General features: G+C 63.9%; 14 protein-coding genes and 1 riboswitch. Of the genes, 2 read left to right on the top strand and 12 right to left on the bottom strand.

Translation table 11 applies throughout. From position 1 onward, the window contains the following. The 9 genes from cobC to cobO are packed head-to-tail and all read right to left on the bottom strand — an operon-like array spanning position 1 to position 8,111. Positions 1-576: an alpha-ribazole phosphatase family protein gene (gene cobC / locus BLU76_RS17180; protein ID WP_092145308.1), complete on the bottom strand. Its 576-nt coding sequence runs from the start codon at positions 574-576 to the stop codon at positions 1-3. After that, on the bottom strand, positions 573-1,628 hold the full coding sequence (cobT, locus tag BLU76_RS17175; protein ID WP_092223595.1) for a nicotinate-nucleotide--dimethylbenzimidazole phosphoribosyltransferase: 1,056 nt from the start codon (positions 1,626-1,628) through the stop codon (positions 573-575). The genes cobC and cobT overlap by 4 nt, the downstream gene beginning before the upstream one ends. Next, complete coding sequence (cobU, locus tag BLU76_RS17170; RefSeq protein WP_092223593.1) at positions 1,625-2,146, bottom strand: bifunctional adenosylcobinamide kinase/adenosylcobinamide-phosphate guanylyltransferase; 522 nt, start codon at positions 2,144-2,146, stop codon at positions 1,625-1,627. The genes cobT and cobU overlap by 4 nt, the downstream gene beginning before the upstream one ends. 40 nt (positions 2,147-2,186) lie before the next feature. Then, positions 2,187-3,638 (bottom strand): cobyric acid synthase, encoded by a 1,452-nt coding sequence (locus BLU76_RS17165; RefSeq protein ID WP_092223591.1) that lies wholly within the window; start codon positions 3,636-3,638, stop codon positions 2,187-2,189. Then, positions 3,635-4,627 carry a threonine-phosphate decarboxylase CobD gene (gene cobD, locus BLU76_RS17160; RefSeq protein ID WP_092223590.1) on the bottom strand — a complete coding sequence of 331 codons (993 nt, stop codon included), beginning with the start codon at positions 4,625-4,627 and terminating at the stop codon, positions 3,635-3,637. The genes BLU76_RS17165 and cobD overlap by 4 nt, the downstream gene beginning before the upstream one ends. Next, positions 4,620-5,528, bottom strand: coding sequence for an adenosylcobinamide-phosphate synthase CbiB (gene cbiB, locus BLU76_RS17155; RefSeq protein WP_092145298.1), 909 nt, complete (start codon positions 5,526-5,528; stop codon positions 4,620-4,622). The genes cobD and cbiB overlap by 8 nt, the downstream gene beginning before the upstream one ends. Next, the gene (gene bluB, locus BLU76_RS17150; protein WP_092145296.1) at positions 5,525-6,175 is read right to left on the bottom strand and encodes a 5,6-dimethylbenzimidazole synthase; all 651 of its coding nucleotides are present in this window, start codon (positions 6,173-6,175) and stop codon (positions 5,525-5,527) included. The genes cbiB and bluB overlap by 4 nt, the downstream gene beginning before the upstream one ends. Then, positions 6,172-7,488 carry a cobyrinic acid a,c-diamide synthase CobB gene (locus BLU76_RS17145; RefSeq protein WP_092223624.1) on the bottom strand — a complete coding sequence of 439 codons (1,317 nt, stop codon included), beginning with the start codon at positions 7,486-7,488 and terminating at the stop codon, positions 6,172-6,174. The genes bluB and BLU76_RS17145 overlap by 4 nt, the downstream gene beginning before the upstream one ends. 11 nt (positions 7,489-7,499) lie before the next feature. Next, entirely contained in the window at positions 7,500-8,111 is a 612-nt protein-coding gene (gene cobO / locus BLU76_RS17140) for a cob(I)yrinic acid a,c-diamide adenosyltransferase (protein ID WP_092223588.1), read from the bottom strand. A gap of 80 nt (positions 8,112-8,191) precedes the next feature. Then, a riboswitch (cobalamin riboswitch) is annotated at positions 8,192-8,402 on the bottom strand. Between the two features lie 158 nt (positions 8,403-8,560). Here cobO and BLU76_RS17135 point away from each other — a divergent pair. Beyond that, entirely contained in the window at positions 8,561-9,145 is a 585-nt protein-coding gene (locus BLU76_RS17135; protein ID WP_092145294.1) for a hypothetical protein, read from the top strand. 178 nt (positions 9,146-9,323) lie between these two features. Then, entirely contained in the window at positions 9,324-10,634 is a 1,311-nt protein-coding gene (locus BLU76_RS17130; RefSeq protein WP_063324757.1) for a PQQ-dependent sugar dehydrogenase, read from the top strand. A gap of 182 nt (positions 10,635-10,816) precedes the next feature. Here the strand turns inward: BLU76_RS17130 and BLU76_RS17125 are convergent, their stop codons facing one another. From BLU76_RS17125 to hda, 3 genes are all read right to left on the bottom strand, one after another. Further along, entirely contained in the window at positions 10,817-11,350 is a 534-nt protein-coding gene (locus BLU76_RS17125) for a C40 family peptidase (RefSeq protein WP_092145292.1), read from the bottom strand. Between the two features lie 164 nt (positions 11,351-11,514). After that, entirely contained in the window at positions 11,515-12,141 is a 627-nt protein-coding gene (locus BLU76_RS17120; protein WP_003204649.1) for a C40 family peptidase, read from the bottom strand. 214 nt (positions 12,142-12,355) lie between these two features. Then, on the bottom strand, positions 12,356-13,060 hold the full coding sequence (gene hda / locus BLU76_RS17115) for a DnaA regulatory inactivator Hda (RefSeq protein ID WP_003178999.1): 705 nt from the start codon (positions 13,058-13,060) through the stop codon (positions 12,356-12,358). Between the last annotated feature and the right edge of the window lie 114 nt (positions 13,061-13,174).

The following is a 13,174-nucleotide window of genomic DNA, read 5'->3' as shown; positions in this document are numbered from 1 at the left end:
TCAATCCGCCTCTTCGAGCACTGGACCTGCCGACACGGTCAGGGAGAACAGTGCGCCATGGGCGACTTCGACGTTGAGCAATTGCTCCCTTGGCAAGCCGCGGGCCTGGGCCAGCAGCAGGCGCATCACGCCGCCGTGGCTGACCAGCAAGACCCGCTGACCGGCATAAGCCGCGTGCAAGCGTTTGACCGCTGCCAGGACGCGGCTGGAAAACGCCAGCACCGGCTCGCCTTCGGGGGGCGTAAAGGCATAGGGATCGGCCCAGAACTGGCCCAGTGCTTCGGCGTCGGCGTCCATCAACGCCGCTGCGCTACGACCTTCCCAAGCGCCGAAATGCAGCTCTTGCAGGTCCTTGTCCAAGTGCACCGGCACGCCGAGTCGGGCGCCGAGTTGTTCGGCGAAACGGGCGCAACGCTGCAACGGCGAACTGACCAGCCGATCCCAGGGCCCGCCGTCTATGACTGCCGCGTACATTTGTTCCCAGCCCTTGGCAGTCAAGGCATCATCGAGGCTGCCGCGCAAGCCGCCACCCAATTCGGTTTCGCCGTGGCGCAGCAGGTCCAGGCGCAAGGTCATGCCGGGCGATCCGCCACGGCCGCTTCGGCAAACGTCGCCATCTGCCCGTGCAAGTCACAGGCCAGGCGCAACAGTGGCACCGCCAACGCCGCGCCACTGCCCTCGCCCAGGCGCAGGCCAAGGTCCAGCAGCGGTTCGGCGCCGAGGGTTTCCAGCACGTGGCGATGGCCCGGCTCGGCGCCGCGATGGCCGAACAGCAACCATGGCCGGCATCCGGGATTGACGCGTACCGCCACCAGAGCCGCGACACTGCAGATGAACCCGTCCACCAGCACGGCGACGCCTTGCTGGGCACAGGCGAGGTACGCGCCGGCCAACGCGGCGATTTCAAAACCGCCGAGATTGAACAGGGTCTGCAACGGGTCGTCGCGCAGGGCTGCGTGCAGCGCCAGGGCCCGTTCGATCACTTGGGCCTTGTGGCTGACACCCGCCGCGTCCAGCCCGGTGCCCGGGCCGACCAGATGCGCCACCGGGCAATCGAGCAAGGCACAGGCCAGGGCGCTGGCCGCCGTGGTGTTGCCGATGCCCATCTCGCCGCCGATGAACAAGTGCGTCCCGGCCGCAACGGCACGCTGCACACTGTCGCGGCCGGCTTGCAGGGCTTGCTCACCCTGGGCCACGGTCATCGCCGGGCCGTGGACGAAATTCGCCGTGCCAGGGCCGACGCGCAGATGCCGCACGCCGGGCAGGTCCAGCGCAGGCGTCACGGTGCCCAGGTCCACCACTTCCAGCGAAGCGCCCAGTTGCCGCGCCAGGACGCTGATGGCCGCGCCGCCGCTGACGAAGTTGAGCAGCATCTGCCCGGTCACTTCCTGGGGAAAGGCTGAGACGCCCTCCGCCACCACGCCATGATCGCCGGCAAAAATCGCGATCCAGACGTGATCCAGGCTCGGCTTGACCTGCCCTTGCAGCCCCGCCAGTTGCACCGCCACCGACTCCAGCCGCCCGAGGGAGCCAGCCGGTTTGGTCAGTTGTTGCTGACGGGCCGTGGCCTGTTCCAGGGCCTGGGTATCGAGGGGCTTGCACGGGTCCAGCCACCAGCGGTGATTCATAACGCAGTACCTTTGAGAGTCAGGGGCAGGCCGGCGACGGTCAGCACGACGCGCCGACACCGTTCGGCCAAGGCTTGATGCAGCCAACCGGCTTCATCGACATAACGGCGAGTCAACTCGCCCAGGGGCACGACACCCATGCCAGTCTCGTTGCTGACAAAAATGATCTCCCCGGGCAGCGCGGCGAGGCAGTCCAGCAGCGCTTCCCGCTCGGTGTTCAACCGCTCGGGGTCCTCGAGCATCAGCAGGTTGGTCAGCCACAGGGTCAGGCAATCCACCAGCAGGCATTGTCCGGGGGCGGCGTTTTCTTGCAGCACCCGGGCCAGGGCCAAGGGTTCTTCCACCAGCGCCCATTCGGCCGGGCGACGGGCTCGGTGTTGGGCGACCCGTGCGTTCATCTCGCCGTCCAGGGGTTGGCTGGTGGCGATGTAGGTCACTGGCCAGCCTGTTTCGACCGCGAGTTTTTCCGCCAGGCGGCTTTTGCCGGAGCGGGCGCCGCCGAGGATGAGTTGGAGCATGATGCTTTTTACCTTTCAGATGGCGGTGTTGCTGCCGGCCTCAAATCCCACAGAGTTCACGCAACAACCCAGTGTCCAAATGCCGCTCCACCAGATCCGCCAGCCGCTCGATGTCCCGTTCGCGCAAGCCGTGGTAATCCACCGTCTGCACATCCTGCAACCCGGCCCAACGCAACAACGCGCTGCAGGCCTGGGGAGACTCGAACAGCCCATGCAGGTAGGTGCCGAAAATCTGCCCATCGAGACTTTGCGCGCCGTCGCAACGACCGTCTTCCAAGTACACCGCTGCGTGTTCCAGTGCCGGGCCGGTGGTTACCCCGGCGTGAATCTCATAGCCGCTGACTTCAGCCTCTTCCAAGGCCAATCGCCCGCGGACATTGCGCAGTTGTTTCTCGTGTTCCAGCGTCGTTTCAAAGGCCAGCAGGCCCAGGCCGGCACTGGAGCCCGCCGCGCCTTCCAGCCCCAGCGGGTCGTGGACCTGCTGGCCGAGCATCTGCAAGCCGCCGCAAATGCCCAGCAGCTTGCCGCCGTAGCGCAGGTGCCGTTGGAGGGCGCTTTCCCAGCCGTTGGCGCGCAGGTAGGCCAGGTCGCTGCGCACGCTTTTCGAACCGGGCAGGATGATCAGGTCGGCCGGCGGGATAGGTTGGCCGGGGCCGATGAATTGCAGGTCGACCTGTGGGTGCAACCGCAACGGATCGAAATCGGTGTGGTTGCTGATGCGCGGCAGCACCGGCACCAGCACCTTGAGCAGCTGTTCGGCCTTGTCGGCCTGGCGCTGGTCGAGGCCGTCCTCGGCTTCCAGGTGCAGGTCCATCACGTAGGGCAGCACGCCCACCACCGGTTTACCAGTGCGCGCCTCCAGCCAATCCAGACCCGGTTGCAACAAGGCGATGTCGCCGCGAAAACGGTTGATGACGAAACCCTTGACCCGCGCCTGTTCACTGGGGGAAAGCAATTCCAGGGTGCCGACGAGATGGGCGAACACCCCGCCGCGATTGATGTCGGCGATCAGCAGCACCGGGCAGTCCACCGCCTCGGCAAAGCCCATGTTGGCAATGTCGCCAGCACGCAGGTTGATCTCCGCTGGCGAGCCGGCGCCCTCCACCATCACTACCGGATAGGTCGCGCTCAAGCGCGCGTGGGAGGCCAGCACCGCTTGCATCGCGATGGCTTTGTAATCGTGATAGGCCACGGCATTCATGGTGGTCACGGCGCGACCGTGGATGATCACCTGGGCGCCCGTGTCGCTGTTGGGCTTGAGCAGCACCGGGTTCATGTCAGTATGCGGTTCGAGGCCGGCGGCCTGGGCCTGCACCGCCTGGGCGCGGCCGATTTCACCGCCGTCAGCCGTCACGGCGCTGTTGAGCGCCATGTTCTGCGGCTTGAACGGCACCACGCTGACACCCTGGCGGCGGACCCAGCGGCATAAAGCCGTGACCAAGGTACTTTTGCCGGCATCGGACGTGGTGCCCTGCACCATCACTGTGGTCATCGGGTGTCCTTGGCATAGGCCTCGAAGGCCTGTTCGAGGCGCAGGAATTCGCTGTCGTCGGCTGGCAGTCCGAAGCGCAGGCTGCTGGTGTTGGTAAACAAGCGCAGGAGAATGCCGCGATGGGCCATGAAATCATGAAGCCCCAGGGCGTGTTCGGTGACCAGCCATTGGAACAACCCGCAGCCGCCCTGCGGCTTGAAGCCGTGGCGTTCGAGCATCAGCGCCAGGCGTTGGCTGGTGGCTTCGCAACGTTGGCGCTGGTAGGCGTGGGCATCAGTGTCCAGCAAGCACGCCTGCCCCAGCACCCGGGTCGGCCCGCTGACCACCCACGGCCCGACCTGTTCGGCGAGCAACTTGAGCAAGCGGCGCTCGGCCAGTACAAACCCCAGGCGAACCCCGGCCAGGCCAAAGAACTTGCCAAACGAGCGCAGCACGATCAACCCGACCAGATGGGTGTGCGCCGCCAGACTCAGCGCCGGCGTGACGTCCATGAAGGCTTCATCCACCACCAGCCAGCCACCGCGCTGGGCCAGGCGCCCATGCCAGTCCAGCAAGCGCTCGGGTGCAAGGCTCAGGCCCGTGGGATTGTTCGGATTGACCACCACCAGCACGTCGAGGCTGTCGAGAAAGAAATCCACCTCCGACTCCAGCACTTCGCGCACGATGTAGCCGCTGCGGCGCCAGGCTTCGGCGTGCTCGGCGTAACACGGCGACAAGACACCGACCTTGCCGGCCCGGCGCAGGCGCGGCAACAGCTGGATGGCCATTTGCGAACCGGCCACCGGCAACACATCCAACGCACCGTAGTAGTCGCAGGCGGCCTGTTCCAGCCCGTCATCGGTTTCCGGCAGGCGCGCCCAGGCCCGCAGGGGAATCGCCGGAACCTCGAACGGCCAAGGCGCCAGGCCGCTGGACAAATCCAGCCAGTCAGCCTCGGCGATGCCGTATTGCCGGGCTGCGTTACGCAGGCGTCCACCGTGCTCAAGCATAAAACTCAGCTCCCAGGCAGAGAATCAGCAGCCATAACCATACGCCGCGCTGGACCAATTGCCAGCCGCGATCGATGGAATCCGCGCTCGCCGGCACGCCTTCGCCGAGCGGCGGACGTTGGTGCAGTTCACCGTGATAAATCGCCGCCCCGCCCAACTCCACACCCAGCGCACCGGCACCGGCGGCCATGACCGGCCCGGCATTGGGGCTGTCCCAGGTCGGGCCCTGGCTGCGCCAGCACTTGAGCGCCAGGCGGGTCTTGCCGAGCAGCGCGTAGGTCAACGCCACCAGGCGCGCCGGAATGTAGTTGAGCACATCGTCAATCTTTGCCGCCGCCCAGCCGAAGCGCTCGAAACGCTCGTTGCGATAGCCCCACATGGCATCGAGGGTATTGCTCAGGCGGTACAACACCACACCGGGCGCGCCGGCCACGGCGAACCAGAACAGCGCGGCGAACACCGCGTCGCTGCCGTTCTCCAGCACCGACTCGGTGGCGGCACGGGCCACGGCGGTTTCGTCCAGCTCGCGGGTTTCGCGGCTGACCAGGTAGCCGACACGCAGGCGCGCTTCGTCCAGATCGCCACTGCGCAGCGCCTGGGCCACCGGTTCGACATGTTCGCCGAGGCTGCGCAGGCCGAGGGCGCAGTACAGCGCGAGGATCTCCACCAGCCAGCCAACCATGGGCGCCCAAGACAGGGCCGTGGCGAGCAAGGTCAACGGCACCACGGCGATGATCCACGCCGTCACCCCATGGCTGCGCCAGCCGCGCCCACCGGAGTTGAAACGTTGTTCGATCCGCGAGGCAAAACCGCCGAACGCCACCAGCGGATGCCCGCGCCGGGGCTCGCCCAGCAGCGCGTCCAGCGCCACCGCGGCGACCGTGAGCAAGGCCACACTCATGGGCGCACGCCCCACTGGTTTTCATAGAGCAGTTCATTCAGCGAACGCGGTTGCGCCCAGCCTTCCAGGGCGAGCATCGGCGCCGGGTAAAAAGCCTCGACCGGACCCAGGCAGAGTATCGCCAACGGCTTGGCGCCCGCTGGCAGGCCCAGCAGATCGGCCAGGGCCTGGGGATCGAACAACGACACCCAGCCCATCCCCAAGCCTTCGGCGCGGGCCGCCAGCCACAGGTTCTGGATCGCGCAGGACAGTGAGGCCAGGTCCATTTCCGGCAAGGTCCGGCGACCGAAGATGTGCCGCTCGCGATCCTCCATCAACGCCGCCACCAGCACCTCGGCGCAGTCGTTGATGCCTTCGACCTTGAGCTTCATGAATTCATCGCTGCGCTCGCCGAGGGCCTCGGCGGTGCGGATGCGTTCTTCTTCCACCAACTGCTGGATGTTCCCGCGCAAGGCGCGGTCACTGATGCGGATAAACCGCCAAGGTTGCATCAGGCCGACGCTGGGCGCCTGGTGCGCGGCTTCCAGCAGCCGGCGCAGCAAGGCCGGTTCAACCGTGCCGCCGCTGAAGTGGCGCATGTCACGGCGCTCGGCGATGGCGCGGTAGATTGCGTCGCGTTCAGCCTGGGAGAAAGCGTTGTCGGTCATGGCCTTTTCGCGGCCTCAAGGTCAGGCGCAAACAGCGCGGCAATCGCCCTCGGATTCGACGGAAAATAAAAATGAACATAGGAAGCCGTCATCCGCCCCTGCCGAAACACCGCTTCTGCTCCACGCCCGCCGTTGGGGCTATGGCCACGGGCAATCGGTTCAAGTTCGGTGCTGGTCAGCGAATGATGATAGGTATGCCCACGCAAGATGCCTTCCGGCAAGTCCACCGATTGCAGCGCCAGGGCCGCCAGACGCTTTTGCATCTGCGCCTCACCCGCGAGCAAGCCCAGCAGCTCGGCACGCACGCCTTCGACATCGGTTAATGAATCAAGCAGATACAACATACCGCCACATTCGGCGAGCAACGGTTTGCCGGCTGCATGGTGGGCACGGATCGCCGCCAGCATCGGCGTGTTCCGGGCCAACGCAACGTGGTGCAGCTCTGGATAACCGCCGGGCAGATACAGGCTGTCCGCCTCGGGCAGTTCGGTGTCATGGATCGGCGAAAAGAAGCTCAACTGCGCGCCCATGGCCCGCAGCAAATCGAGGCTCGCGCCATAGGTGAAGGCAAACGCTTCGTCCCGGGCCACGGCGATGCGCACACCGTCGAGCCATGGCTGCGGGTCGATCACCTCAGGCGCGGCGAACTCGACCGCCGGCGGCAGCGCCACTTCGCAACTGCCGGCCAAGGCCTCTGCTGCCGCGTCGAGGCGCAGGTCGAGGTCATTCAACTCGCTGGCCTGGACCAGCCCGAGGTGGCGGCTGGGCAACTCGATGCCGGTTTCCCGGGACAGCGCGCCGTACCAGCGCAGGCCTTCGGTCAGGCTGCCTTCGAGCAACTGCGCGTGGCGCAAGGTGCCAACGCGGTTGGCCAAGACCCCGGCGAACGGCAAGTCCGGCTGATACCGGGCCAGGCCCAGGGCCAGGGCGCCGAAGGTCTGGGCCATGGCCGTGCCATCGATCACCGCCAGCACCGGTACACCAAAATGTCGCGCCAGGTCGGCGCTGGACGGGGTGCCGTCGAACAACCCCATCACCCCTTCGATCAGGATCAGGTCTGCTTCGGCGGCGGCTTCCCACAACAACCGACGACTTTCCTGCTCGCCGACCATCCACATGTCCAACTGATAGACCGGCGCGCCGCTGGCCCGCTCGAGAATCATCGGATCGAGAAAGTCCGGGCCACACTTGAAGACGCGCACCTTGCGCCCCTGGTTGCGATGCAAACGGGCCAGGGCGGCGGTGACGGTGGTCTTGCCTTGCCCCGAAGCCGGAGCGGCGATCAGCACCGCCGGGCAATGGCGACTCGTCATGGACGTGTCACTCACAGCTCGACGCCTTTCTGCGCCTTGATGCCGGCCTGGAACGCGTGCTTGACCATGCCCATCTCGGTGACGGTGTCGGCCAGTTCGATCATTTCCGGCTTGGCGCCACGACCGGTCACCACCACGTGTTGCATTGGCGGGCGGGCCTGGAGATCGCTGAGGACCTGATCGAGGTCGAGGTAACCGTGCTTGAGGGCGATATTGAGTTCATCGAGCACCACCAGGCCAACGGAAGGATCGTCGAGCAACTGGCGCGATACCGCCCAGGCCGCTTCGGCGGCGGCGATGTCGCGCTGGCGGTCCTGGGTTTCCCAGGTGAAGCCTTCGCCCATGACATGAAAACGCACCTGCTCCGGGAAGCGGCGGAAAAACAATTCTTCGCCCGTGCTGTTGCGCCCCTTGATGAACTGCACCACACCACACTGCATGCCGTGGCCCATGGCCCGGGCGAGCATGCCGAACGCCGAACTGCTCTTGCCCTTGCCGTTGCCGGTCAGCACCAGCAGCAGGCCACACTCGTTCGGCGAGTTGGCGATGCGCTCGTCGATCACGGCTTTCTTGCGCAGCATGCGCGCCAGGTGGCGTTCGTCGCGATCCGGGGTGTCGGTCATGGGGGAGCTCTCCGTTGGGCTTGGATAACGGCGGGCGGGCACAAAAAAAGACGGCAACAAGCCTGGCATCGCCCACCGTGATGCCGTTGGATGAATCAGGCCGGTCTCCGGGCTCATGAGCGGCGTGATGCCGGGCTGCGCGCCTTCCCATGTCCATGGACACAGTGGCCTGTAGGCAACCTTGACTCATTTACCGTTGCGGGGGCAGCGCCGGGTTCGTGTGCACTCACCGGCTTCCCTGTTTCACTCTGTCGGCCACGGCCACAGAGCACCTGAAACAAGCGGCGAAGGTTAGAGGGTTGGGGGTGGAGCGTCAATTAAAGCCGCCACGGGTCCAACGCTGTTTATTGGCCGGGATCAATGGAATGACGTCAATCTTGTGTCACGCTGAGGGAAGTGATATCAAAGCGGCATCACGACCCGATATCACAAGAACAAGAGGGCAATGTATGCAAGGCATGATCATCAGCAATCCAAAACTGGAATTCCTGCGTCCGGTGCTGGAACGTTGGTTTGACTGTATCGACCGCTACAACGCCGTGCGCGGCGATAACGACACGCCTTACTGGTTCGATGAACGGGCCAACCTGGGCCTGCTGTCGGCCGCGGCCTGGATGGCCGAGATGGTCACGCTGCAGGATGCCCCGACCCGCAAACAGAATGAAGAAGGCGAACGCAATGTCAGCGCCGATCTGTTTATCGCCAGTACCGAGGAGCGCACCTTCATCCAGGCCACCCAACGCTGGCCCAAGGTCAGCAACCTGAACCTGACCCAGCCGCTGCAGGAAGCCGCCAGCGATGCCAAGCGCATCAGCTATGCCAGCGACCTGAAGCTGGGTTGCCTGTTCGTCTCGCCGCAAAAAGCCCAGCAGAGCGCCACGCCCGAAGAACTGCAGGACATGATCGACGACCTGCAAAAGGAAAACACCTGCGCCGTGGCCTGGTATTTCCCTTACGCCTACCGCAAGTTGCGCAATGAAGCCGGCTTCTATCACCCCGGCATCGCCGTGCTGTTCAAACAGGCCCACGGCTGACTCATTCAAGAACTGTGGGAGCTTGCTCGCGATAGCGGTACGCCTGGCAACATCTATCTTGACTGTCACGCCGTCATCGCGAGCAAGCTCGCTCCCACAGGGTTTCGCGTGCAGTTTGAACCATCCGTGCGTCTACGCTTCTCTATGAATAACTCCATGCATTCATAGGGAAGCCAGCATGCTCAAGCCACCCCATCTCCTGATCGTCGCCCTTGCCGCCGGGCTTGTCGCTTGTGGCGAGTCGTCCACCCTGCAAGTGTCCGACGGCACCGGTCCCGCGCCGAAGCTGCCTGAACCGAACAAGACCCTGGTGCCTACCGTCAACATCGCCGAAGCCGTCGGCTGGGCCAGCGGCGCCAAACCCACCCCGGCCCCAGGCCTGCAAGTGGTCGCCTTCGCCGAAGGGCTGGACCATCCGCGCTGGCTCTATGTGTTGCCCAATGGCGATGTGCTGGTGGCCGAAACCAACGCCCCACCCAAACCGGACGATTCCAAGGGCATCCGCGGCTGGGTGATGAAAAAGGTCATGGGCCGCGCCGGTGCCGGCGTGCCCAGCCCCAATCGCATCACGCTGCTGCGCGACGCCAATCATGACGGCGTCGCCGAAACCCGCACGGTGTTCCTGGAAAATCTCAACTCGCCGTTCGGCATGACCCTGGTGGGCAATGACCTGTACGTGGCCGACACCGACCGGCTGATCCGCTTCCCCTATAAGGACGGTGACACGCAGATCAAGGCGCAACCGACCAAGGTCGTCGATTTGCCGGGCGGCACGCTCAATCATCACTGGACCAAAAACGTCATCGCCAGCCGGGACGGCAGCAAGCTGTACGTCACCACCGGTTCGAACAGCAACGTCGCGGAAAACGGCATGGAGGCCGAAGAAGGTCGCGCCGCCATCTGGGAAGTGGACCGAGCCAGTGGCAATCACCGCATATTTGCCTCGGGCCTGCGCAACCCCAACGGCCTGGCCTGGGAACCCCGCAGCGGTGCCCTGTGGACGGCCGTGAACGAGCGGGATGAAATCGGCAGCGACCTGGTGCCGGACTACATCACTTCGGTCAAGGACGGCGCGTTCTATGGCTGGCCCTACAGCTACTATGGGCAGCACGTCGATGTGCGGGTCGAACCGCAGAATCCGGCCCTGGTGGCCAAGGCCATCGCCCCGGATTACGCCGTCGGCCCTCACACCGCATCGCTAGGCCTGACCTTCGCCGAAGGCAGCCGCTTGCCGGCACCGTTCACCGAAGGGGCGTTCATCGGGCAGCACGGGTCCTGGAACCGTAAGCCCCACAGTGGTTATAAAGTGATTTTTGTACCGTTCACTGGCGGCAAGCCCGTGGGACAACCCGTGGATGTGCTCACCGGTTTCCTGAACGCCGACGAAAAGGCCCAGGGCCGGCCGGTGGGCGTGGTGATCGATCAACAGGGCGGGTTGCTGGTGGCTGATGATGTGGGGAACAAGGTTTGGCGGGTGTCGGGTAAATAACCCACCACCCAAGACTTGTGAAAGAACCCTGTTTGGTCCGAGGACATGGTGAACACCCGTGGCGAGGGAGCTTGCTCCCGCTGGGCTGCGAAGCAGCCCCTGCTTCTGGCGGTTGCTGCGCAACCGAGCGGGAGCAAGCTCCCTCGCCACAAAAGCTTTCTAGCACTGCAAACGTTGAAGGGTCAGGGATTGCGCGCCAAATGCTCCGGCTGCAGCACCCGCTTGGCGCCCAGGTAAGCCTTCTGCCAATAGGCCTTGGACAAGCTGTCGAGCTTGACCGTGCCACCGGTGGCCGGTGCATGGACGAAACGGCCCTCCCCCACATAGATCCCGGCATGGCTGACCTGGGAGCCGCCGTTGGTGGCGAAGAAAATCAAATCACCTGTCTGCAACGCCTCCTTGCCCACATCCGGGGCGCGCATGCCGATCATTTCCCGCGTGGAACGTGGCAGGGAAATACCCGCCGCATCGCGGTAGACGTAACCAATCAAGCCGCTGCAATCGAAACCCGAATCCGGCGTATTACCGCCCCAGCGATACGGCGTCCCCACCAAACCCAATGCCCGGAACAGCACATCTTCGGCGGCAGGGGAAAAGGTTTGTGAGGGGGCAAAGACCACCGGAGCCCGCACGGGAGCTGGCGGTGGAGTGCGGCTGGCGCAAGCGCTGAGCAGCGCGGCGAGGAACATGAGAGCGAGGCGGGCCGACGTCGACATATGCAGAACAATCCTGATCTGGATGCGGCTTTTCTGCCGTGGGCATGAAAACAAATCCGCCTGCGGAGTACGCAGGCGGATTGCCATCAAACAATGATCAGGATTCTAGCGGCTATACGACAAACTTCAAGTAAGACTTTAAGTTTGCCTTACAAACTGTGTGCTTACTTGCGAGCAGTGACCACAGTCGGCGCCATGGCGAGGGCGCGCTTGGCTTCGATGAAGGTCTTGCTCCAGTAGCTGTCGCCCAGGCTGTCGATCCGCACGCCACCGCTGCGGCGGCTGCTGGAATGGATGAACTGGTTGTCGCCCAGGTAGATACCGGCATGGCTGACGCGACCGCGACGACCGTTGGTGCTGAAGAACAGCAGGTCACCGGGCTCCAGTTGGTTGCGAGCCACCAGTGGGGCGTTCACGTTGATCATTTCGCGGGTGGAGCGCGGCAGGTTCATGCCGGCCTCTTCGCGGAACAGATAACCGATGAAACCGCTGCAATCGAAGCCAGCTTCAGAGGTGCCGCCAAAACGGTAGCGGGTACCGATCAACGACATCCCACGTTCCAAGATGCTGTCAGCCAATACTGGAAGCTGGTAAGGCTTGCTGCCGGCGAAGGCTGCGAGCTCTTTGTCGGAGGCCATTTCTTCCTGGAACGCAACGGAGGAAGACTGGGCGGTAACGGAGTTCTTGACCTGTGGTTGTTGCTCTTGCTGGGACACTGGGGAGTGGGCAGCGCAACCAAACAACAGGGTAACGAGTGCGAGAGGCACGAGGGGTGCGAAGCGATTTAGCATGGGCACGACCGTGGCTGAAGTAGTAAAGATGGCGAGACTATGCCTTCTATCAACCTCATTTGCAAATTCAATCGATGCAAATGTGACTTCTCGGTTTTACGCTTACATCTAAGCGCTTAAGCCCGACCTGAGCGGGTTACAGCCCTACAGCCCAGTAAAACCGCGGGCTTCACCGGGCCCAGAAGAGGCTTTAAGCCATCATCGGGCGACAGCTTTACCAGCCCAAAGTTTCTTTCAAAAAAGGAATGGTCAGCTTGCGCTGGGCCTGAAGGGAGGCCTGGTCGAGGCGTTCGAGCAGTTCGAACAACGCGCTCATGCTGCGGGTGCCACGGGTGAGGATGAAATGCCCGACTTCGTCGGTCAGGTGCAGGCCACGCCGGGACGCGCGCAGCTGCAAGGCACGAAGTTTGTCTTCGTCGGAAAGCGGACGCATCTGGAAAATCAGCGCCAGGGTGAGACGGGACTTGAGGTCCGCCAGCTTCACCGGCAGCTCCCGTGGCGATGTCGACGCGGCGATCAACAAGCGCCGACCGCTGTCGCGCAACCGATTGAACAGATGAAACAGCGCCTCCTCCCAATCAGCCTTGCCGGCCACGGCCTGGAGATCGTCCAGGCAGACCAGTTCGTACTGCTCAAGGTTGTCGAGGATCTCAACACCGCGGTCAAGCAATTCGGCCAACGGCAGGTACACCGCAGGTTCGCCCAATTGTTCGAACCGCAGGCACGCGGCCTGCAACAGATGCGTGCGCCCTACCCCGTCCTTGCCCCACAGGTAGATCAGGCTTTCGGTCCAGCCGGCGTCGGCTTCGCAAAGCCGCTCGACATAGCCGAGTGCAGCGGCATTGGCGCCTGGGTAGTAATTGATAAAGGTGGCGTCATCACGCAGACGCACACCTAGGGGCAGCTGAATCGGTTTCATGCTGACTGAACAGTTCCAAAGGAACCGTTAGTGGCCTCTGTGTAAAGTTCGCAAAGTTTATACCCGTGACACGGACCGCACAATGCGCCGGACCACGAGCAAAATCAAAGGTTT

Origin of the sequence: Pseudomonas sp. NFACC08-1 (assembly GCF_900106735.1) — a bacterium.
Classification (GTDB): domain Bacteria; phylum Pseudomonadota; class Gammaproteobacteria; order Pseudomonadales; family Pseudomonadaceae; genus Aquipseudomonas; species Aquipseudomonas fluorescens_Q.
This window is presented reverse-complemented; position numbering and strand designations above follow the sequence as displayed.